Source organism: Paenibacillus sp. GCM10012306 (assembly GCF_042649265.1).
Classification (GTDB): Bacteria; Bacillota; Bacilli; order Paenibacillales; family Paenibacillaceae; genus Paenibacillus_AQ.
Genome location: NZ_JBHRYW010000001.1, coordinates 662,385 through 684,866, shown reverse-complemented (window position 1 = coordinate 684,866; position 22,482 = coordinate 662,385). Strand labels below are relative to the sequence as shown.

Annotated in this window: 15 protein-coding genes; 1 reads left to right on the top strand and 14 read right to left on the bottom strand. The window is 44.7% G+C overall.

The genetic code is table 11. The annotated features are described in order from the left end of the window. Positions 1 to 96 precede the first annotated feature (96 nt). The 9 genes from ACFORK_RS03015 to ACFORK_RS02975 all read right to left on the bottom strand — a co-directional run bounded on the left by ACFORK_RS03015 (position 97) and on the right by ACFORK_RS02975 (position 13,182). Positions 97 to 1,560 (bottom strand): ABC transporter substrate-binding protein, encoded by a 1,464-nt coding sequence (locus ACFORK_RS03015; RefSeq protein ID WP_379195451.1) that lies wholly within the window; start codon positions 1,558 to 1,560, stop codon positions 97 to 99. Between the two features lie 143 nt (positions 1,561 to 1,703). Further along, positions 1,704 to 2,576, bottom strand: coding sequence for a carbohydrate ABC transporter permease (locus ACFORK_RS03010; protein WP_379195449.1), 873 nt, complete (start codon positions 2,574 to 2,576; stop codon positions 1,704 to 1,706). 1 nt (position 2,577) lies between these two features. Beyond that, the gene (locus tag ACFORK_RS03005; RefSeq protein ID WP_379195764.1) at positions 2,578 to 3,468 is read right to left on the bottom strand and encodes a carbohydrate ABC transporter permease; all 891 of its coding nucleotides are present in this window, start codon (positions 3,466 to 3,468) and stop codon (positions 2,578 to 2,580) included. A 160-nt stretch (positions 3,469 to 3,628) separates the two neighbouring features. Next, positions 3,629 to 4,957, bottom strand: coding sequence for a response regulator transcription factor (locus ACFORK_RS03000; RefSeq protein WP_379195447.1), 1,329 nt, complete (start codon positions 4,955 to 4,957; stop codon positions 3,629 to 3,631). Between the two features lie 15 nt (positions 4,958 to 4,972). Further along, positions 4,973 to 6,766 carry a cache domain-containing sensor histidine kinase gene (locus tag ACFORK_RS02995; protein ID WP_379195445.1) on the bottom strand — a complete coding sequence of 598 codons (1,794 nt, stop codon included), beginning with the start codon at positions 6,764 to 6,766 and terminating at the stop codon, positions 4,973 to 4,975. Between the two features lie 243 nt (positions 6,767 to 7,009). Next, a complete protein-coding gene (locus ACFORK_RS02990; RefSeq protein ID WP_379195443.1) occupies positions 7,010 to 7,810 on the bottom strand; it encodes an alpha/beta hydrolase in 801 nt (266 codons plus the stop codon). A gap of 76 nt (positions 7,811 to 7,886) precedes the next feature. Next, a complete protein-coding gene (gene pgmB, locus ACFORK_RS02985; RefSeq protein ID WP_379195441.1) occupies positions 7,887 to 8,519 on the bottom strand; it encodes a beta-phosphoglucomutase in 633 nt (210 codons plus the stop codon). A gap of 74 nt (positions 8,520 to 8,593) precedes the next feature. Beyond that, positions 8,594 to 10,879, bottom strand: a complete 2,286-nt coding sequence (locus ACFORK_RS02980; protein ID WP_379195439.1) for a glycosyl hydrolase family 65 domain-containing protein — start codon at positions 10,877 to 10,879, stop codon at positions 8,594 to 8,596. Then, a complete protein-coding gene (locus tag ACFORK_RS02975; RefSeq protein ID WP_379195437.1) occupies positions 10,876 to 13,182 on the bottom strand; it encodes a glycoside hydrolase family 65 protein in 2,307 nt (768 codons plus the stop codon). Before ACFORK_RS02975 ends, ACFORK_RS02980 begins: the two co-directional genes overlap by 4 nt. A 434-nt stretch (positions 13,183 to 13,616) precedes the next feature. Between ACFORK_RS02975 and ACFORK_RS02970 the strand changes: the two genes are divergently transcribed. Beyond that, positions 13,617 to 14,336 carry a Crp/Fnr family transcriptional regulator gene (locus ACFORK_RS02970; protein ID WP_217622451.1) on the top strand — a complete coding sequence of 240 codons (720 nt, stop codon included), beginning with the start codon at positions 13,617 to 13,619 and terminating at the stop codon, positions 14,334 to 14,336. A gap of 402 nt (positions 14,337 to 14,738) precedes the next feature. Here the strand turns inward: ACFORK_RS02970 and ACFORK_RS02965 are convergent, their stop codons facing one another. The 5 genes from ACFORK_RS02965 to ACFORK_RS02945 are packed head-to-tail and all read right to left on the bottom strand — an operon-like array spanning position 14,739 to position 22,477. Further along, positions 14,739 to 15,890, bottom strand: coding sequence for an MFS transporter (locus ACFORK_RS02965; protein WP_379195434.1), 1,152 nt, complete (start codon positions 15,888 to 15,890; stop codon positions 14,739 to 14,741). 28 nt (positions 15,891 to 15,918) lie between these two features. Beyond that, positions 15,919 to 17,709, bottom strand: a complete 1,791-nt coding sequence (locus tag ACFORK_RS02960) for a non-ribosomal peptide synthetase (protein WP_379195432.1) — start codon at positions 17,707 to 17,709, stop codon at positions 15,919 to 15,921. 33 nt (positions 17,710 to 17,742) lie between these two features. Next, entirely contained in the window at positions 17,743 to 18,789 is a 1,047-nt protein-coding gene (locus tag ACFORK_RS02955; RefSeq protein ID WP_379195430.1) for an HAD-IIIC family phosphatase, read from the bottom strand. A 44-nt stretch (positions 18,790 to 18,833) separates the two neighbouring features. Beyond that, the gene (locus ACFORK_RS02950) at positions 18,834 to 20,678 is read right to left on the bottom strand and encodes an ABC transporter ATP-binding protein (RefSeq protein ID WP_379195428.1); all 1,845 of its coding nucleotides are present in this window, start codon (positions 20,676 to 20,678) and stop codon (positions 18,834 to 18,836) included. Between the two features lie 11 nt (positions 20,679 to 20,689). Then, complete coding sequence (locus ACFORK_RS02945; protein ID WP_379195426.1) at positions 20,690 to 22,477, bottom strand: ABC transporter ATP-binding protein; 1,788 nt, start codon at positions 22,475 to 22,477, stop codon at positions 20,690 to 20,692. Between the last annotated feature and the right edge of the window lie 5 nt (positions 22,478 to 22,482).

The following is a 22,482-nucleotide window of genomic DNA, read 5'->3' as shown; positions in this document are numbered from 1 at the left end:
TGCCAGCAAAAAAGGGATGTTCCTCACCATCTACATGGCTTTTGGAACATCCCTTTGTTCGTGCTATTCAGTTACAGTGATTACACTGACATCTGATTATTGTACTTTGATTCCATCGAAGAATTTCTCTTGGACTGTTTTAGCAGCAGCATCAAGCTGAGCTTTGGAATCTGTTCCTTTTTTGGAGAACAGCTCTTGAATGACATTGGACATAGTTGCATAGTAGTCCTGAGTATTGTACTGAGCTTCTGGCTTACCATCCAGCAGGTTCATGATTTCTGGATTGTATTGATAAACGTTAGTGTACTTGTCATAGACAGCTTTAGTCTTCTTACCGAATTCGGAATCAGCGGAGAAGTAGTCAAGGAGCGGCGGAATGAAGAATTTACCGTCAGCCTGACGTTGCTTGATTACCGCATCAAGTGCATCCAGACCCTTGTCAGAGAAGTAATCGAATGTGATGTAACGGAACGCCATTTCTTGCTCGTCTTTCGTTGCATTCGGGTTGATTACAAGATAATCGCCACCCAGTACGCCTGTGTGCTTGCCGCCTTTTTCAGCAGCAGGCATTGGGTACGTCAATACTTCTTCAGGTTTCAGACCACCTTGGTTCAGAGCTTGCTCGATAACGCCGTCAGAACCAGCCATAACCATTGCAGTACGGCTTTGTTGGAATGCGCCTACAGCATCGCCCCAGCCAAGTGCCCAGTCTTGAGGAATAGCATTAGCTTCCCATCTAAGCTTCTTATAGAAGTCCAGTGCTTTCACACCAGCGTCGGAGTTGAATGTAGCCACAACCTTGCCGCCGTCAATATTTTGGATTTCTCCACCTGCTTCGAACAGGAAGTTGGTCCAGTTCCAGCCTGCTTCATTACCTTTACCCATTGGAGCAATACCGGAGATACCTTTTTTAGTATCCGCTACGCCCTTGGCAGTGTTCAGCATATCGTCCCAAGTCCAGTCAAGTGGAGGAACAGCCACGCCTTTGTCATCAAGCAGCTTTCTGTTGATCATTGTAGTGGTAACATAACCTTTTTGTGTTACGCCATACACTTTGCCATCAATGATGAACTGATTCTGCAGGACAGGGTTAATTTCATCTTTGTGTTCATATTTGTTCCAAAGATCTGAGATATCGGCTACCCAGCCCTTTTCAACCAGGAACTTGGCTTCTGTAGCGAAGGTATTGAAGAACGTTGGTGCCTCGTTGGCAGCCATCTTGATGCCGATTTCATTTACGTTGTACTGCCAGTCATCCTTAAGAATTTCAACGTTTGGATATTCAGCTTGGAAACGCTTGATTTTGTCATCTTCCTGAGCTCTGATCTCGGTAAGGTCAGGTGTCGGATAGTGAATCTTGATTGTAATTTTTCTTTGGGTAATGTCATCCTTAGCAGCTGCATCGGTACCGCTCGAATTCTCTTTTGCGGCATTCGTTGGGGCTGTGGTTGGATCCCCGCCCTTGTCGCTGGCTGAATTTCCGTTGTTGTTGCCGCCACAAGCGGAAAGCAACGAACCGGCCATCAGGAGGCTTAGTAGCATAGCGGAATACTTGCGCATTGAAACTCCCCTTTTCAATTTCATAATTATCTTACACATTGATCATAAAAGAGAAATCGTTTACAAACGAGGTGCATTTATATTCCTTTTATGTGCAAGTTTACGATCGATAGTAAAATCAGACATTAAATCAGACATTTAAATCAGCCTTTGACAGCGGATAACGCCACACCGCGCATAATGAACTTCTGGAAGATCAAGAATACGACAATTGGCGGCAAGCTGACCAGGAAGAGAATCGCAAACTTGATATTGGTATTGAGTGCCTTAACGTTAATAACATACTTATACATCGCCGTTGCCAAGGTGTACTTGTCATCACTATGCATAACGAGTGACGGCCAGTACCAGTCATTCCACGCCGTGGAGAAGATAAAGATAGCCAGTGTTGCAAAAATCGGAACCGACAGCGGAACTGCGATGGAGAAGAAACTTCTTGGCTCCGAAGCACCGTCGATCCGGGCGGCTTCGAAAATTTCTGGGTGAATTCCGTCAAAGAAGTTCTTAAGCAACAGGAAATAAAATGTATTCGCACCTGCTGGCAGCCAGAACGCTGCGTATTGGTTCAGCAAGCCAAATTCCTTCAGGTTGACAAAGTTTGGAACCATGTAGCTGCTCGCCGGAATGAACAGGGTCATCAGGAAGAAGAAATAGATCGCTTTCTTATAAGGGACATTCATCCGGGAGATACTGAACGATGCCATTCCCAATACTACCAGAGTCATTATCATATTACCTACAAAGATATAGATCGTGTTTCTCAGGTAAGAAAACAGATCAATATATTTGAAAGCTTGCTTCAAGTTTTCAAAATGCCATTCCTGCGGGAAAAAGTGCGGCGGGAACGTATTCACTTCCGTATTGGACTTGAGTCCGTTGAACATCATCATGAGTATAGGATACAGCATACTGAACACCATGGCACATATAACCAAGACCATTATTCCATATCCGATTTTATTACTGGTCTGCTTAAGATCGTGTTCCGATAATATCCCTCTGTCTCCACTTTTCATCTTAGTTGTCCTCCTTGTTGAGCTTGAACTGTAAGACGCCCAAACCGCCCAGGACAATGAACATAAGCATGCCTAGTGCAGTAGCCGTTCCATAATCAAGTCTTGTAAATGCATATTTCACCATCAGCAGCGCATAGGTCAACGTAGCGTTGTTAGGTCCACCATCAAGCAATGCCATCTGTGATTGGTACCCTTGCGAAGTGCCGATAACCTGCAAAATAAGCATCAGGATGATCAGATTACGTATTGAAGGCAGTGTGATGTGGCGGATACGTGCCCATACACCGGCACCGTCGATTTCTGCCGCTTCATACCAGTCACGCGGAATACTGAGCACCGCTGCCAGATAGATTAGCATCCCTGAACCGAATTGCTGCCAGGTCTCCATAAAGACGAGTGAAATCATAGACCACTTCGTGTCTGTTAAAAACGAAATCGAGTCAACCCCCAAACTACCCAGTAACGCATTGATTGGTCCCACCGGATCATATAGCCATCTCCATAGTCCGTACAATACAACACCCGGTACAACGAAAGGCAAGTAAGCTGCTACCCGCACAAAGCCGCCAAATCTGCGGAGCTCCGAGATCGCGATCGCGAAGGCAATTGGAACCCAGAATCCGAGAACAAAACATAATGCCATATAATAGAGAGTGTTCTTTACAGCCGTTAATACGTCGGGATCAGTGAGCGCTCTTGCATAGTTGTCAAAGCCAACAAACGTATTGCCTGCGACGAAATCGACATGATAAAAGCTGTACACTAAGCCCTTCAAGATAGGAACCCACATGAATAGAATGAAAATTACAAATGCGGGTAATAGGAACATGTAGCCCCAGAAGTTTTTCTTCCAGCGGCCATTCCGTTGTGGCGTCGATGATTTACGCTCCATCTGTGCCCCCGGGTTTTCGTTTACTACTGCAGTTTGGTTCATCAAGCTCCCTCATTCCTTTGGTTCGTTCGGCATTTTTCGCAAAATGCTTCCTACCTTAAATTGTAGAAAATCAGGCTTGTACTGAACATGTGTATATCTATCGAAGTCATGAGTGTTCTTACTTCTTCAATTCACTGGGGCTAATTCCATAGTATTTTTTAAATATTTTGCTAAAATGTTCCGGTGATTCATAGCCCACTCGCTCTGCAATTTCATATCTTCGCAGATCCGTGTTCAGAATCATCTCCCGGCTCTCCTCCATCCGCAGCTTGATTACATATTCCCACAGATTGAAGCCCGTATTCTTCTTGAACAGGTAGCTCAAATAGTTGGGACTCACATGATTTTTCTTCGCCACCTCGTGAATAGTCAGACCTTTTAGCGCATAGTTCTCGTCGATATATTCCTTCGCTTTCTGGACAATAAGGTTGCTTCGTGTATGTAACTCTTCAGCAGAAGGGTCTACCGCATAATTATTCCAGTTAAAATCACCATAGTAGAACACATAGTGATCGCTATGTTCCTTGTTCCAGAGAATGGCCTTTGAAGCCTGGCGGTTCAACACGTTCATAAAAGGCAGTCCCTTCAAAATCTGGCTGATCCCGATAACAGCGTGCAGGTGCAGATATTTATGAATATTAAAATGCAAGCTGCGCCCCAGAACATCCAGTCGATTAATCTGGCCGGATGAAGATTCTTCATAGCTTTTCTCATCCCACTGGATAATGATCGTTATTTCTCCGTCTGGAGAGTAAAAAGCAATCGAGTTCCACTCCTGGTCCATCAATTCCTTAGCAATATTCAGGGCAGCATAACTTAAGAGGCGCTTATCATTGGCGCAATATTTCTTCTCTGACCCCGGATCAGACAACGGAAGCTTGATCTTGATAACCGAGAAGAAAGGTCCCTGAAGGTTAAGGGCATCTATTTTTTGCAGACCACGCGGGTCAGCCAGCACCGAATCCGGGTTCGCCAGCAATTCAGTCAGCAGTTGACTGTACTCCGGTTGCGTCTCTTCCAAGCGAAAGCTCTCGCTTATACCGGACATGAACGTATCCAGCTCCGGTGAAGGTTTATCCAGCTTCAGCAGCACATTGCGTACAGAATCCAGAAACTGCTCGCTGTTCAACGGCTTGATCAAATAATCCTTGGCCCCTAACCGCACAGCCATTTGTGCATACTGAAAGGTCTCATGAGCTGAGATGACAATGGTCTGTACCCAAGGTTTGGCCAGCTTCGCATGCTGCATCAGCTCAATACCGCTCATGGCACCCATCTGGATATCCGTGACCAGCAGGTCAATATCTTCCATGCGAATGCAATCCAGCGCCTCAAAACCGCTATTTGCCGTATAAATATGATCGATCTCCAGACCGGAGGAAGACAGCAGGTTGCTCAGTCCTTTAACAATCAACGGCTCATCATCCACTACCAATATATTAAACATATCCATAATCTCCTTTTATTCGTGATTTTCTGATTTCGGCAGCTTGACTATTACCTTGGTTCCGCCACCTGCACGGGCCGCATAGCTAATGCCATATTCAGGGCCAAAATGCAGATGTATACGCTGGTTGACATTGCGGATGCCGTATCCGCTCGTAGGATTTGGATTTTCTTCATCGAGAATCCACATAATTGCCTCAAAATCAACCTCTTTGTAACCGTTATCTTCAATGGAGATTAGTATGTAATCCTCCTCCATCCAGGCTGAAATAATAATCTCGCCGTCTTCCCCCATGTTCTTGACGCCATGAATGATTGCGTTCTCGATCAGCGGCTGCAAAGTGATCTTGGGAATCAAGTTGCTCTTGATATCCGGCTCAATATTCATCTCAATCCGAAAAACATAATCATGCCGGTGCTGCTGGAGCTTGATATAAGCAGAAGCGTGTTCCAATTCTTCCTCCAGTGTGATCAGTTCTCTGCCGCGACTGAGGCTGATCTTCATCAGTTTGGACAGCTGCTTGATCATCTCGGCAGACTCCGCATTGCCCTCTAGAGATATTTTCCAATATATGCTCTCAAGTGTATTATATAGCAGATGGGGATTGATTTGTTGGTAAAGCAATTGCAGTTGCGATTCTTTCTGCTTCAGTTCCATCTTGTACTTGTAAGTAATCAGGCCATTAAGCCTACGGGCCATGTCATAGGTGGAAGTGATCAGCACACTGACCTCGTCATTGCTGCCCCATCTCGGCGTCTCTGGAACACGGTTGCCAGGCTCGTATTTACGCACGAAAAAGGCTAGCTTTTGCAAAGGCGTCATCAGAGAACGCCAGAAATATGTAATTATGATCAATCCGAATACCGCATAGGCGATAGTGATATATTGTATGACCCGCTTCATTTCATTTTGCTGCTGCAACAGAGCCTTTACAGGAACCTTGTAGATAAGCTTCTGACCCAAAGCATGGTTATTATTGACCACATAAATAAAATCACTCGTAATCACATCCACGATGCCTTCCGGATCTCCTGCCTCTGCCCCTTCAGGCAGCTCAATGTGGTCCCCTAAATTGTTAATCGTAGAAGCAAGCACAAGGTTATTCATATCTGTGAGATATATCTCACCGTCAGGCAGGGATATCGATTTGAGTGATTCAGTGATCTTGGACTCCATCTTGGTAACAACCAATACCCCGATTGTTCCTTCTCCTCGATAAATGTTGTTGACTGCTCTGACGTAGGTTAGTGTCTTGTTATTCTCGGCTTGGACACTGAGCCTGTCCATAAACTGTAGATAGCCACGGCCTTTTTGCTGCACTGTCGATTGGAACCAACTAGGCTCCTCATCCTTGGAGAAAAAATAAACTCCCGCCTTCTTGACTTGCGGAAAGTTCGGGGCAAAGAAATATTTATCCTCTGGGTCGTATACATAGAGTGAGTAATAAACTACATCATCCTTGCTGGTACCCTGGGAGTAGCTGAGCAACAGCTTTTCTATTGCCTCATAACGCTTGAACGAATCCATCACAATTTCATTAGTTTTTGTACTCAGCTGTTGGATCAGCGGGTTCTGAATGATGGTGGTGGTGATTTTGTTAACGGTCTCAATATCTCGGTTAATAATGGTAAAGTTCTGTTTGTTCAGCTCCACATATGCATTCGTAACATGCCGCTTGAGAATGCCCTCGGCCTTCAAATTGCCGTAACTGTTCAGAATCAGAATGGGAGAGATCATAATCAGGAATAGCAGGATCAACTGCTGCTTAACGTTCAGTTTCACAAGTGGCTTAACAAGCTTTCTCCACATAAGGCACACCTCCAGCTTCAATACTATAACAAACGCTATGTGCGTCATATATGTCTATTCTAAAGTCTTTTATGGGTATTTGTATCTATTTTTCTGCTGTAAGCTAAATAAATGTTATGTTATGCCCGAGTCAAAGGAAGTAAAATGCTAAATTTACAATTATACCTTAACAGGCAACACAAAGAAGACTGGAACAGCTCGTTAGAACGGTCCCAGTCTTCTTTGATACTTATTATTAGTGCTCTATAATCTGGTATATCCGTTTAAATGAAGCCATGAAGCGCAAGTCTCCGTCCAGCCACTCGTGTGGTGCTCCTCCGTAGCCAGGCCTAGGCCGTGTCTTCCGTGTGCATAGACATGCAGATCAAACGGAATATGATGACGCCTCAGAGCTGTGGCGAAAAGCAGGCTGTTCTCAACCGATACTCCTTCGTCATCTGATGTGTGCCACAGAAAGGTCGGCGGTGTGTCCGCTCCCACTTGCAGCTCGCTGCTTAATAGATTCACCAGTTCACTTTGCGGAGAAGAACCCAGCAAATTTTCCTTGGACCCCTTATGCACCACCTGGTCATCCATAGAAATTACCGGATAGCACAGAACCATGAGATCCGGACGGCTGGACACCCGTTCCACCGGGTCACTGTCCGCCGCATTGCCCTTGTCAAACAACACCCCAGCCGTGGAGGCCAGATGACCACCTGCGGAGAATCCAAGCATCCCGATTCGGGCGGGATCAATCCTGAATTTCTCAGCATTCATGCGCACTGTACGCATAGCCCGCTTGGCATCCAGATGTGCGCTGGGATATTGGTAGGGCGCTACGCGGTAGCGCAGCACAAAGGCTGAAATGCCCAGGCTGTTGAGCCAGATGGCAATCGGTTCTCCTTCATGATCTGCACGCATTCCGTAAGCACCACCGGGGCAGATCACAATCGCGGCATTGTCGTCCCCTTCAACAAGATAAGGTGTAATTGCTGGACAGTCTTCGTCACTTGTACCCGCAGCTCCGGGAGCACCCTCAGGCCATAAAAGAATGGTCTCCATTTCTCATCCCTCAATCTTCCTTGATAGACTTAGCATTCATGAGAGAATTCCCTCATAATGACATCAGTCTATCAAGTTAGAGGAGTTCATGCAATCCGGCAACAACAAGATCAGCTTCCTTGAGAATTTCTGGCTTGCCGATGCCGACTACCTTCATTCCTGCTGCTTTACCTGCTTCTACACCAGCTTCTGCGTCTTCGAACACAACGCATTCCTCCGGCTGCAATTTAAGCTCTACTGCTCCGGTGAGGAAAACTTCAGGGTCAGGTTTAGCATTGGACACTTTATTACCATCAACTACAGCATCGAATAGTTCGGTAATGTTCAGCTTATTAAGAATGAACATGGCGTTCTTACTCGCTGAACCAAGCGCGATACCAACACCGCGTTCTCTGAGACCAAGGAGATATTCTTTGACTCCAGGCAACAACTCGGATTGATCCAGCTTGTTGATGAACTCTACGTACAGCTTGTTTTTCTTATCGGCCATGGCGATTTTTTCTTCCTCCGGGAAGTCAAGACCGCCTACCTCCAGCAGGATATCGAGCGATCTCATCCGGCTTACGCCTTTGAGTCGTTCGTTATCCTCCTCTGTGAATTCGAAGCCAAGCTCACGGGCAAGTTCTGCCCAGGCCAGGAAATGGTATTTCGCCGTATCTACGATAACACCGTCCAGATCGAAGATGGCACCTTTCATATTTTGCAGCATGAAGTTCTGTCCTCTCTATGTGTTGATCATATATTTATTATTGTATCTGAAAATACATTGCAATGCCGATCAAGCTATACAGCAGCTCCTGCGCTCTGTAGTTTCAGCTGAACACCCGGCTGGCATAACTGCGGCTCCGCGCCGTCTACAACAAAGGTTAATGCTCCGTTGTTGCCAGCTGCAGCTGTAATGGTTACTTCCTCACGGCTGATACGCAGCGTGTAAGTTCCTCCGCGCAGTACCACCGGAAGCTCCACTGCCTTCCATTTCTGTGGCAAAGAAGGTTTGATATGCACTGTGTCTCCATTGAAATGCACGCCGGCAAAACCAAGTACCGCTGCCATCCACGCACCGCCGTTCGCTGCCGGATGCGTTCCGCCAATGTAAAGATCGCCTACGTATTGTTTCGATTCACCGGTCAAATCTACAGTAGCAGTCCGCATGAAGTACGGATATCCCCAATCGGGAGAGCCGATATCAGCAGCGACCAGGGCATAGATGCACGGGCTGAGACTGGAGCCATGCTCGGTGCGAGGCTCGTAGAATTCCCAGTTCGCCTTCTTAACTTCTTTGGAGAAGGAATGCTTGAACAAGTTCAACATGAGCACAACATCTGCTTGCTTCAGAATCTTTGTTGTTGTAGCCAGGCCGTTGCCGCCGCCCCAATATTCGTTTTTGTTCAAAACACGCGATTTCAGGTCAGCCAACGTAACTTCTTCCAGGGTATGATAACGGTCAAATTGTTCAATGATAAGTGTCTCTTCATCCGGCTGTGGAACATAGAAGCTCTCCAGCATCGAACTGATCTCGGTCAGGAATGGACCGTCTGCGAACTGAGTCGCCAGCTTTTCAAACTCAGCAGAATGCTTCTCTTTCAGCAATTCCGCTGTCCGCAGCGCAATCTCCAGACTTTCCTTGACCAGCGCATTCGTGAAGGCATTGTTGTTGACACGTTCATGATATTCATCCGGTCCGGTTACATCCAGAATTTCATAGCGCTTCTTGACTGGATTGTAGAATGCGTAGGAATAGAAGAATCTGGCGCACTCCCAGATCACCTCTGCTCCACCATCCACGAGCAAGCTGTCATCACCGGTAAACTGCACATACTGCCAAATACCGTGGACAACATCCGCACTGATATGCACCTGTTTATCCCGGAAATAAGTACGCATAGGCCGTCCAGTGAACACATCGTTCACATTGAACAGAGTACAGGCATCGTCACCCGTATCCTGACTCTCCCAAGCATAGAATGCACCAAGGAAGCCATATTCCGCTGCCTTGCGGCGAGCTCCATCCAGCGTGTGGATGCGGTACATCATCAGATTGCGGGCGGTACTCGGATCACTGTGCAGGAAGAACGGCAGCATGAACATCTCTGTATCCCAGAACACGGCTCCCTTATAGACTTGCCCGGACAAACCACGTGCCGGAATGGAGACCTTCTCCGATTCTGTTGGAGCAATGATCAACAGCTGATAAATGCTGTATCTGAGCGCCATTTGGGCTTCATCGTCACCTTCGATGATCACATCACTGCCCAGCCAACGATCTTCCCAGCGCTGACGATGTGCTGCAAGCAGCTCATCATATCCTAGCTTAGCCGCAGCCTGAACAGCATCTACAGCATTCTCCACCGGTGCTTTACCGCCATCAAGGCCGGTGTATACCGACACATACTTGTGCCATTCGTAGGTTTCGCCTGCCTTGGCATCCAGCAAGAGCTTGCGGATGGCTAGGCCATCCACAATTTGCTGCTCTCCAAAGCCAAAATCAGCGATTTCTGCCACGGCAACCGGAACGTTCAATTCTCCGGAAACCGCACTAGAGATCAGTACATCGCCCTCGGCGTATTCTTTTTTCTCGAAAAGGTGAGGACCATTGATATCCCACACCTCTCCGTCGATTCCCGTCTCAATATCAATTCGGCAATCGATTGTGCTCGTGACAGTAAGTTTGCTGAGAAGCAGATGCAGGTTATCCATGCTTGCAAAACGCTCGGCGGTAACGGTCACCGTGCCTCCCTCAGGCGTACGGTACACCGTCTCGCGACGGTGGATTGCACTGCGGAAATCCAGCTCCTGTATGTGGGATACCGGTTCGGTATCCAGCACACTAAGCGGCTGACCGTTGCAGGAGATGACTGTGAACAATCCATTCGGAGCGTTCACAGGCTCACGCCATTTCTCACCAGCTCGATCATAGAGACCGGCCAGAGTCACTGCAGACAGCTGCTCCTTGCCGAATTCTTCAAGTGTGCCGCGATAACCCATATAGCCGTTGCCGGTCATATATTTGTTCCCATTGGTCGTTATCAGGTTCTTGTCGAAGCTCTCTTCTCTAACTGTCCAGTTCAACCTGCAATCATCCCTTCGCCCAGCGGAAGCACCGTACCGGAGGCATCCACTTTAATTCGTTGCCCGTACACAATAATCTCAGTGCTACCGCCGCTAATGGCTTTCAGACTAACGTTATCCTTGCTCACAACAATCTTCAGCAGCACTCCCTCATACATTACCTGGAAGCTGTAAGATGTCCAACGCTCAGGCAGGGATGGCTGGAATGACAGACGCTCACCGTCGGAACGCATGCCGCCAAATCCGTACACAATGTTCATCCATGCCGCAGCAATAGAGGTTGTATGAAGTCCTTCACGGGTATTGCGGTTATAGTTATCCAGGTCAAGACGTGTTGCGAATTCAAAGAAGTTGTACGCTTCCTCATGCTTGCCGATTTCGCTGGCAAGAATGGAGTGAATCGATGGCGACAACGAAGACTCATGGATACATCTTGACTCATAGTATTCATAGTTAGCGAGCTTCTCTTCCTTAGTGAACTGCTCACTATACAGGAACATGAACATCAGCACGTCTGGCTGTTTGATCATGTCATAACGGTACAGACGATCGTACGACCAGTTCGAATACAGCGGGAATTCTGTCACTGGAATGGAGTGGATATCAATGTGAGGCATATCAAAGAATCCGTCATGCTCCTCAAACACTCCCGTTTCCTTATCTACAGGAATCTTCATTTTCTCTGCCTTGTTGCTCCAGTCGCCCAGTTCTTCCTCACGCAGTTCCACTTTAGCTGACAATTCAGCGAATTCAGCCGGAGCTTTTTCCTTCATTTCCTGAATCGCTTCCAGGGCAAATTCGAAGGATTTCTTGGCCATTAGGTTGATATAGCAGTTATTGTTCACCATCAGTTGGAATTCGTCTGGTCCCATAACTCCAAAATAACCGTATTCACCGGTACGTTGTCCCCACTGACCGCGTGTCGCATAGAAGCGGCTGATCTGGATCAGCATTTCTACCCCTTTGCTGAATAGGAACTCTTTGTCTCCAGTATTCTTGACGTAGTGCCAAATACCAAAGGATACCGCCGTACCTACATGCAACTGCAGGTTGGAGTGCTGCCACAGGTCACAGCTTTCCGTTCCGTCAATGGTAGCGATCGGGTAGCAAGCACCTTCGCAATCCACATCTTTGGCGCGTTGCATAGCTTCAGGAAGCGTTCTGTAACGGAACTCCAGCAAGCTCTTGGCTGCCTTCGGATTGTTGAACATATAGAAAGGAAGACAGTAGGATTCTGTATCCCAGAAGGCAAGTCCGCGGTATACCTCACCCGTCAAACCTTTGGCTCCGATATTAAATCCCGGATGGTCGCCATGGTAGGTCTGATACAATTGGAAAATGCAGAACCGGATACCCTGTTGGTTCTCAGGATCGCCTTCGATACTAATATCACTGGTCTCCCAGATTCCGTTCCAGTAAGCTTCTTGCTCGGCAAGTACAGCTTTCTCTTCCAGACTGGATGACGCCAAAGCCAGACCCAGACCTTCACTCCACAGTTCTTCGGCACTTCTTGCGGATGTGCTGTCTGCGCAGTTGATAGCAAACTTCGTAAAGTGTGCAGTTTCACCTTGGGTCAATTCCAGTGAGAAGCTCTGTCCAATGAATTTCTCACGTTCAACACGTGCCGTTTCCAGCGGTTGGGAAGCTTTCAATGTGAAGCTGGAGAACAGCTTGTTTCCGGTATTTATAGTGCTCGCCAAAATTGCCGAGATTCCATCTTGCTCTCCGCTGCGAACAGGGTTCCACATGCTCACGCCGCGCTCTTCATGAATGATATTGAAATCAAGACCTGCAATGATATCCACACTTCCGGAGAAGTTAAGTGGCTCAAATGCAACTTGCTGCAAACCAAGGTGAGACATAGTCATGCTGACCAGTCGAGTGAAGACAAGCTTCAGGCTTTTCCCATTCTCCAAATGCCATACAAATTCCCGGCGGTAGGTACCCGTGCGGAAATCCAGTTTACGTACATAATCCGAAATCTTGCTCTTGGCCAGATCAAGCTGTTCGCCGTCTACAGCGATACGTGTATGTAGCCAGTCCACGGAATTGACCATATACCGCAAAGAACGAATAATTCCTTTATAATGGTTGCCAATATCCAGCTGTTCATTTAAACCGTTGAAATAACTCCCGATCAGACTGTCACCGCTGTATCCTTCTTCAGCGTATCCACGTACGCCCATGTATTCGTTACCTAGTGAAAAGATAGATTCGGAAACCCGGTTCCGCTCCGTGTCGAAGCCCTCTTCGATAATTGCCCACGGATCTACTTTTAGATATTTGTCCGCCACTTTAGCCATGTATGATTTCTCCTTCTCCTGAGTTTTGTCCGCCCGCCCTCAAAATCACAGAGCTCCAGACGCTCAACTCTAGGATATCGTCCGGCTTTATTATCGCCAATGTCCGGCTGTAACAGAGTTATGTGCATTTATACGAAATTATGAGAAACCAGCGTACAAACCAACCTCTTTTGCAAAAAAGACAACAAAAAAACAACCGAATCCCACTATATGTTTATAATGGAAATGGTTGTTTTTCTATGCACCTTAGTTACTCTTTATACTCCTAATGGCGCAGAAATTATATTAAATCTCACACATTTGAAGTGAAAATAATCACAATGTTAAAAATTCGACACTTTTAAGGGCTTTTTTTTACCCATATCTGGCCAATTTCAAGGTATAATTAATTTAAAATTTACTGAAAAACTGAGGGAATAAAGGGGATGTCGATTATGATCAAGGAATACCACAATGCTATCGAAGCCCATGGCAATACAAAATGTTTCTCCGAGCAGAACTTCAACAGACTTCTCGTCACAATGAAAGAACGCACAGTCCCTGAAGGATCACATCTATTCTGGGAAGGCGACTATTCGGATAAACTATTTTACATCAAACGTGGACGTGTGAAATTAACCAAATCTACTGATGAAGGCAAAGAACTCATTCTCTATATGTATCAAGCCGGCGACATGGTCGGTCAAGCGGATCCTTTCTTCAGCACGAAGCATAGCTTTACAGCCGAAGTCATTGAAGACAGCGAAGTAGGCGTTATAGAGCACAAGGATCTGGAGATTCTCATCTGCCAGCACTGCGACTTTGCCATTGACTTCATGAAATGGATGGGTATTCATCATCGTCTGACACAGACTAAATTCCGTGATCTGATGATGTATGGTAAACCTGGCGCACTCTGCTCTACGCTGATTCGTCTGGGCAACACCTACGGTGAGAAGAGCGGCGAGAACATTCTGATTAATAAGAAAATTACACACACAGACCTTTCCAATATGATCGGAGCTACCCGCGAGAGCGTTAACCGGATGCTGAGCGATCTTCGAAAGAAAGATGCTGTGGAATATGAGAATGGCATGATCGTCATCAAGGATCTGGGCATGCTGCAGGAAATTTGCCATTGCGAAATGTGCCCGGGAGAAATTTGCCGAATCTAACGCCCTAATCTAATACCCTCTATTCACCTCATTGAATCATACCTGACCCGATTACTTTTACGGAACTTAATAGAGTGGTCAAGACGCCTTGCGAGGCGTCTTTTTTTATGCTTGAAGGAAGACTGACCCCTGCTTCACCTCAATTACAATTAGCGTTAGCCCTGTTGTTGTAATTGTAAATATAAATACAATATGGTGATTCAATAACCAAGATAAATGCAAAAAAAAGTGACAGGTTGGTTTGACCATATCACTTTATTTTTAACACTGAATTGGTATAGTTTCCCTAAATAGTTATACTAATCCAAACTAATAAAGAATATTTGGTCTTTACCACAATTACTGTGACGTGCCGGCCTTCAGCGTTGTACTCATTTTTGTTTAAGTTAGGGCAATCTGATTTTATATAGTGTCTTGATCAATAGTGTTGGAATCGGGGGGAAGCATAAGAAGCAGCAAGGGTATCAATGTAGTCATTCCTCCCACAAAAACGATATAAGGGGCAGCATGCCCAAAGGAATCGAATAAGTACCCTCCTAAGGCAGGACCAACAATCATGCCAATATTGGAGCCTGCGGAGTATTTGCCATAGGCATTTCCCGTGTTATTCTCATAAATGCCTTTCATAAACATTGCGTCCAGCGAGAACTCCAGCATGGAAAATGACAAAATAAAAAATGTCCAAACTAAAGCAAACAGACTTAGTCTAGGAGAAAAAAGAAGGGCTGCTACCGTAATAACGGACATCGCGGTTGATACAATAACGGCTTTACGGTAACCTAGACGATCCCCGAGTTTGCCTAGATAAGTACCTGAAAATGAGGAAATCAGCAAAGGCAGCAAGAAAGTAAGAGCGATCTCCTCAATATCTGCGTCAAATACATCTTGCAGATAAGGAATTAACAGAACGATAACCATACTTGAGATCAGCCTAAAGATCACGTTTACCGTCCAGATCTTACGTTTCTCAGGTGTCAGAACAATAATTTGCGGATTCATTTCTTGATTTGAATCTTCAGTCCTCAATAACAGTGAAAAAAGAAGTGATAACAAGGCAACTGCTCCGCAGACCGTGAACAACACCTTCCATCCATTAAGTAATTCGTAGTTAGTTAATATGTAGAAGCACAATCCGATGCCGATGAGTCCTCCTAAATTTCGATTACTATCAAATCGCCCCAGTTGTTGCGCTAAATTTGTATTACCATCAGCGATCATTCCGAAGACAGCAAGGGTCAGCAAAATGTTTGCGATACCGTTAAGCACTCTTGCAGACATCAAAAGTAGCAATTGATCCGCCAGCGCAAATGTGAAATAGGCCCCCACAAAAAACAGCAAGGAAGCTATAAAAATGGAGCGTCTGCTATATTTGTCGGATATTTTACCAAGCAGTAGCCTCATGAATAATTGGGCAAATGAGAACACAGATACCAAAAGGGTGAACTGAAATGTAGTATATCCAAGTTCCTCAGTATACACCGGCAACAAAACATCAAAAAAGATAAAAGGTAAAGATATCATTAAAATTGGGATCGATATTTTCTTATATGACATTTACTCACCTCTAATCATAACCTTGCTGTCATTCTCTGATGAAAGCGGCTACTTCCACCCGTTCTTTTATATAAGCAATAAGATCTGTAACACGCGTGAATAGCGCATACGAAATCATTGTTTCTTCAAACGTAATGTTAAATGTACTTTCACAAGCCACAACAATTTGGATAAAATCAATTGAAGAAATACTTAAGTCCTCAAAAGCGGTATCTTTGGTTAAATCTTTTGTCAATTCTGCCGGAACAGTAGATTTAATAATTTGAATGACCTGTTCATCGAGCACATCACTTTTGATACTATCACAGATGTTCGCTGAACTTGCTGCAAACTGTTCCACCATGCGTTTCCGGTCACGCTTTCCCGAAGATGTGTAGATAAAATCATCGACCTGGATAAACCGGGAGGGAACTGCATAGGGAGCCAATTCTTTAAGGAGAAATCTCCTAATATCCGTATAATTCACCAATTCGTCGCTTATATAAAAGGCTACAATTTCTTTCGTGTTTCCATCCATTTCAATAGTCGCCGCGGAAGCTTTCCGAATCTTCTTATATTGTTGAACATGATATTCGACCTCTTCCAGAGAAATCCGGTAGCCCCTCAATTTGATCTGATTATCCAGCCGACCCAAATAAATATACAACCCTTCATCCGTCCTTTTGACGTAATCACCTGTGCGGAATACACGCATGTTCAAGACTTCGTGAACAATAAATTTTTGACTAGTCAAGGTTTCATCATTCAGGTATCCTTTCGAGAGACAAGGACCACCTATGCAGAGCTCCCCTATGCCGGGACCCTCAAGCAACCCGAGATACTCATCGACAAGGAACGGTGAGACCCCCAAAGTCGGACTACCAATCGGAACATGGATATCAGCAAAATCAAAAGGAACCTTAAAATAGAAGGTATCATCTGAGCATTCGCTTTGACCATAAGCATTGATGATAGGAATGCGATAAAGGCGGTAGAAGCTACGGACAACATCCCCATTCAGCTTTTCTCCAGTTAGGATTACATACTGTAAATGCTTAAGATCTAACTGTTTGTGCCTTCCCTCTACTAATAAACAGTAGGAATGCAGCAGCTGGGGGACTAATGATACGACCTGTATACCATCACGATTAACCTTTTCAAAGAAAAGCAGAGGATTTTTGATGATGGAATCTGGATAGATGACAAGGTGTGCGCCTATAATCAAAGAACCATAGATTTGCCATATAGATGCAACGAACCCTATGCTCAAGCTTTGGCATAATACACTCTGAGTAGTAAGCCCGAGCAGTTGCTTCTTGCCTTCGATTTGATTATATACCGTTTCATGCGGCAGTAACACGCCCTTAGGCTTGCCTTCTGATCCAGAAGTGTATATACAAAAAGCCAATTCGTTATCCAAAAAATTGGACAGAGTGGTAGTAGGTGCAACTGAGTCTGGATCAACATAGTACGTTGGAATAACAAACGTTAAGGCATCCAACGATGCAGCGATTTCATCACTACCGCATATAATAACAGTTGCCTGGCTGTCATGGAATATCTTCTGAACCCGTGTTTCCGGAAGACTGCTATCCAGCGGCAAAACCAATGCGCCTACTTTATGAACAGCCAGCATCGCTTTCACCGTATCGATCGAATTAGGCATATAAATGATTACTCGATCATTGGGAACGATACCCATTTCTAAAAGCCGGTTCGAAATTGAATCTACCCCACAAGCCAATTGAAGATATGTGATCGATCTCTCATTATAAGTAATTGCGAATTTATGGGGAACATACTCGACTTGCTCATAAAATAATGCATACAAGTTTTTCATGGGCATACCTCCATACTCCGTGTCTTTTCTCTCTTATTTAGCCTCAATGATCTCCTGCTCGTTAATTCTAATATATTCAGGAAGCTGTACTTTCCCTGTTCCTTCATATTTCAAAAGCTGTTTACTCTCAAGTTCCTTAACCAGATTAAATTGCATTATAGAATAGGTAATTTCCATAATGCGATTGCGGTTGGTTTTAATAAACTCAGCATAAACTGTTTTGTCCAACGCTAGCGCCAGATTTATAATATAGCCAAGCAGCATGGTGCCAATTCCCCGGCTAATGACCCGACAGGATGTAATCAACAGTTTAATAATCCATTTCTCTTCGTCACATTGCAACAGAGCCAAACCAATAGTTCCGTAGCCACCATAAACATCGTTTAAATCCACCACAAGGACCTTATAACTATCATCATTCAACAACGCCTTTAGTTCTTCATGCGAATAAGTATAACCTGTCGAGTTCAATTGATGAGTTCTAACCGTTAATTCCTCAGCCCGCTGCAGATCACTTTCCTGCGCCTCCGAAATGGTTACCGCCATTTGGAGTGTTTTCAAAAATTCTGTAGAGTCGCCTTGGAACTCGCTCTCCGCCTGTTTTCGTACAATGTCGTTCTGGTACATCTGTCTTCGCAGGCTTGAGTCCGCTGTAATAAACTGTGGATTTAGATCCTTCCGGTCCAGCAAACCCGAAATTTCGGAAGCGGCTATACAAGTTACTTGCGGCAAATAATGCTTTACTTCACCGCGTTCAAATTCTTGGTCATCGATAAAAGCTACCGTATCCTCACCGATATTGATCTGCTCAATGATGTATTTAATATTGGCGTGCTTCGGTTCCCAATTAATCTGCGGATAAATGAAATATTCAGCAAGACCAAAATGCTTTAGCATCTCCATAGCCGGTTCATAATCGTTTTTACTGCTGACAGATTGTAGAATCCCTCTGGAATCCAGAGTGCGGATGATCTCCGGGATTTGCTTATTGAGGGTGACATTAGTATCCTGGCTGATGATTCCGTCCCAGAGCGTATCGTCTAGGTCCCAAACCACTAATTTAAGCGTTTTTTTTGTCATTGTTCGCACCTCTTCTATCAATTTGAATTCAAGAATTCCACTTGCTACACTGGTTGCAGTTCACGGTAGAATTCCGCTTGTATTGTAAACATCCTGTTATAAATTCCATTCATGCCCATCAGTTCATCATGCGAGCCTTGTTCCGCAACCTTCCCATTTTGGAGCACGATGATCGAATTGCAAAATTTACAGCTGGACATTCTGTGGGAGATATAAATTGCCGTCTGTCTTGCTGTTAGCGAGCTTAGATTGGTGTAAATTTCATATTCAGCCACTGGGGATAGCATAGCTGTCGGCTCATCCATAATGATGACTTGCGACTTCTTGATTAAAGCTCTTGCGATAGCAATCTTTTGTGCCTGACCGGCAGACAGCTCTACTCCCGATTCATCGAACATTTTTCCCAATATCGTACCGTAAGACCGTGGTAAGCCTTCTACTGTAGTTTCCATTCCGAGGTCCGAAATGACTTGGTAGAGTTCTTCATCTGAATATTCCTTATCGAAAACGATATTCTCCACGAAAGAGTAATTTAAAATGTTGAAATCCTGAAAAACTGCCGTAACCAGCCGGTAATACTCTGATCGGGGAATTTCTTCAATATTTATACCGTTTAGTAAAATCCGGCCTCGTTCGGGTGTGTATAACCGCAAGATTAGTTTTATTAGCGTCGATTTACCCGCTCCGTTGTCGCCCACAATAGCTGTTGTTGTATTAGCAGTAATCCGAAGGGAGATTCCCCTTAGTGTATAGTCGGTATTCCCCGGATATTTGAACCAAACATCGTCTACGACAATACAGCAACTTTCTGATCGAACGGAAATCGGTAATGTGCTGTTCGCTTCTCCGCCGGGCTTATAGCGTTTGTTTTCCTCTAGATAGCCAAAGTATGCGCTTGTGAATAAACCTGATTTGTACAGGAGCAATACACAATAAGAGATGCTCAACAGCACTGTAATGACTAGTCCAATGGTATTAAAATAAACTAGAATATCTGCCTTACTGATAACTCCTCGTACTGCCAGATTCAATATATACAAATAAAGAAGGGTCTTCACAATGACCATTAATGTATTGGAGATGGCAGAGGTGATGGTGAACGTACGAACCATCCCATGCACTTCCTTCATCGTTATCTCCGTTATGCGTTTCATCTTGCGCGTAATCCATCCAGCCAGGCTATAATTGCGCAGTTCCTTGGCATGCTCCTTATCAATGCATATATTCTGTAAATAACCGACCTTTCTTCCGAAGTGAACCAAGCTGATGTCCCAGACCTTAAATTCCTTGTCTGCAGCAATGGCATCGACTCCAATGCTAAGGATACACGCTATAATCAATCCAACCACTGCGAACCAATGAAGGCTCAGCAAAATATAAGTTAGCCCGATTAATTGCAACAAAAAGGACAGCAACGACTTGAATATGAGAATAGAATTACGCATATCCATATAGGCAGCCTGCGTAGGGTGGAAGATTTCCAGCGTTTTGGCATGCTGGTCCATTGTTTTGGATTCATGGAGTTGATCGTAAGGGATAGCCATCGTAAGCAGCTCTATTTCTCCTAAAAAATTCGCTTTAATGGTTTCTATCTTAAGATCATCATATCTTTTGTAGGCATCCTCCAATAAGCTTAATAAACCGTTGATTGAGACCATCAGCAGGACATAGACAATGGCGGTTTGCATATTTTCACCGTTGCTTAGCTCTTCAATAATTAGTTTGATAAACAATAATCCGCTAAACGGCTTCAAGGAGAGCAATAGAGTTGCGGCAATGCCGATCATTACATAGAATTTATCAAAGCGCCAGATTTTCACGTACAATCGGATTAAATTATAAATTGAATGACTAAGTTTCACCTGTCCCTTACCCATGTCCTTATCCATGAAAGATGACCTCACGCTGTTTCATAGTATTTGGATTGCAATGTAAACATTTTGGCATAAATACCATTCAGCCCGATTAATTCTTCATGTGAGCCGTACTCCGCCAGCATTCCGTCATGAATGACGCATATTTTATCGCTGATTTGAGCGCTGCTTAACCTATGAGAGATGTAAATCACTGTCTTTCCTTGGGTCAATTCGTCAAAACGGGCATACAAATCCCTTTCTGCCATAGGGGAGAGGCTGGCTGTCGGCTCGTCAAGAATCACAACCGGAGCTTCCTTGTACAGTGCTCTTCCTAGTGCAATGCTCTGCTTCTGCCCTTCCGACAATTCAACGCCTTCCTGGTCATATACACGGGAAAGGAGGGTTTCACCACCAGCGGGCAGACTCTTTACCTTATCCATTAGACCACAGTTGATTAAAATTTCGTCAAGCTTTGCCTTGTCAGCTTCATTGACATCATTAAGTGCAATATTCTCGTAAATACTGGCGGCCAAAATCTTATAATCCTGAAACACGGTGGAGATTACAGACAAATATTCGTCATAATCATATTGTTTGATATTCATGCCGTTGTAGCGAATTTCTCCTTCCGTTACGTCATACAACCGCATTATCAGCTTTACCAGCGTTGTTTTTCCTGCTCCATTGTCTCCGACAATAGTAATCCGCTCTCCAGGTGCAATAATGAGATTCAAATCTTTAATGGCATACCGGTCAGAGCCGGGATAGCGGAATGACACATGATCCAATTCAAGAATCCCTGTGCCACCCTCCCAATCCACAAACTTGCTGCCACCTTTACGAAGTCGCTCTTCCCGACACAAAAAGGAGAAAAAGTCGTTGATGTAATTATTATTCTGGTAGAGCTTCACAAAGCCGTTGGAAAGAGTAGAGAAGCTCTCTGTGAGCTGCTGCGAGGAATTGAATATCAAAGAGAAATTCCCCAAAGATAAGCCGTTGTAAATAACCGAGAAGACAAGCCACAGAAAAATGATAGCTTCCTGGACAACGTTCAATATATCGACCCAGAAGCTGCTGCTAAAATCACGATTGGCCATGCGTCTTCTGATTGCTATGAACCTTTTTCTGTTGCCTTCTATTTTGTGCATAAGAAACTGGTCAAGTCCGAATACTCTAACGGCTTTTCCAAATGAAGAATCATGAGTCAGAGAAGTCAGATACCTCCATTCTCTGTCAACCGGTGCAATCTCTTTTCGCGTTTCGTGATTTCGCTGCTGAGCTTTAAGATGAATTAAATAATTGAGCAGGGTAACCGCTCCGATCGTCATCAGCACAAGGACATTCATCTTGCTCATGATGACCATCGTAATGAGTAGTTGGCCAAATGAGATACAGATACTGTTAATTGAACCCAAATAGTGTTCCAGATGATCCTTGTTCAGCAATACATTGACGGCACGGTTGATTTCATTGGCAATTTCGGGATTCTCTATATTCTGGTAATCCATCTCCACCGCTTTTTTGCAGAACATCATGGACATCGGAATCATTTGGTTTTTAGCATAGAGTTTCGTGAAATTGTCAGCAACAATTCTGAGATTGCTATTCACCAAGCTAATGATCAGGAATAATAGTATAATTCTTACGCTGTAGCTAAATGGATCTCCATGATCTAACGTATCCAGCAAATATTTGAACAGAAAGATGCTGATAAAAGGCTGGATGATGGTTGTAGCAATCTGCAGGACGGAAAACAACAGATAGAGCGGGTTCTGTCTGAGTATTATGGTGAATACCTCTCTAATATTGCTGACAATCCATTTGGCTTTCATATTGC

Excerpts from the sequence above, each read along its gene's own strand:
- ACFORK_RS02995 (WP_379195445.1), bottom strand. The coding sequence starts at position 6,766 with ATGTGGAGAAAGCTTGTTAAGCCACTTGTGAAACTGAACGTTAAGCAG.
- ACFORK_RS03010 (WP_379195449.1), bottom strand. The coding sequence starts at position 2,576 with ATGAAAAGTGGAGACAGAGGGATATTATCGGAACACGATCTTAAGCAG.
- ACFORK_RS02975 (WP_379195437.1), bottom strand. The coding sequence starts at position 13,182 with ATGGCTAAAGTGGCGGACAAATATCTAAAAGTAGATCCGTGGGCAATT.
- ACFORK_RS02960 (WP_379195432.1), bottom strand. The coding sequence starts at position 17,709 with ATGAAAAACTTGTATGCATTATTTTATGAGCAAGTCGAGTATGTTCCC.
- ACFORK_RS02990 (WP_379195443.1), bottom strand. The coding sequence starts at position 7,810 with ATGGAGACCATTCTTTTATGGCCTGAGGGTGCTCCCGGAGCTGCGGGT.
- ACFORK_RS02950 (WP_379195428.1), bottom strand. The coding sequence starts at position 20,678 with ATGGATAAGGACATGGGTAAGGGACAGGTGAAACTTAGTCATTCAATT.
- ACFORK_RS02970 (WP_217622451.1), top strand. The coding sequence starts at position 13,617 with ATGATCAAGGAATACCACAATGCTATCGAAGCCCATGGCAATACAAAA.
- ACFORK_RS02955 (WP_379195430.1), bottom strand. The coding sequence starts at position 18,789 with ATGACAAAAAAAACGCTTAAATTAGTGGTTTGGGACCTAGACGATACG.
- pgmB (WP_379195441.1), bottom strand. The coding sequence starts at position 8,519 with ATGCTGCAAAATATGAAAGGTGCCATCTTCGATCTGGACGGTGTTATC.
- ACFORK_RS02965 (WP_379195434.1), bottom strand. The coding sequence starts at position 15,890 with ATGTCATATAAGAAAATATCGATCCCAATTTTAATGATATCTTTACCT.
- ACFORK_RS03005 (WP_379195764.1), bottom strand. The coding sequence starts at position 3,468 with ATGGAGCGTAAATCATCGACGCCACAACGGAATGGCCGCTGGAAGAAA.
- ACFORK_RS03015 (WP_379195451.1), bottom strand. The coding sequence starts at position 1,560 with ATGCGCAAGTATTCCGCTATGCTACTAAGCCTCCTGATGGCCGGTTCG.
- ACFORK_RS03000 (WP_379195447.1), bottom strand. The coding sequence starts at position 4,957 with ATGTTTAATATATTGGTAGTGGATGATGAGCCGTTGATTGTTAAAGGA.
- ACFORK_RS02945 (WP_379195426.1), bottom strand. The coding sequence starts at position 22,477 with ATGAAAGCCAAATGGATTGTCAGCAATATTAGAGAGGTATTCACCATA.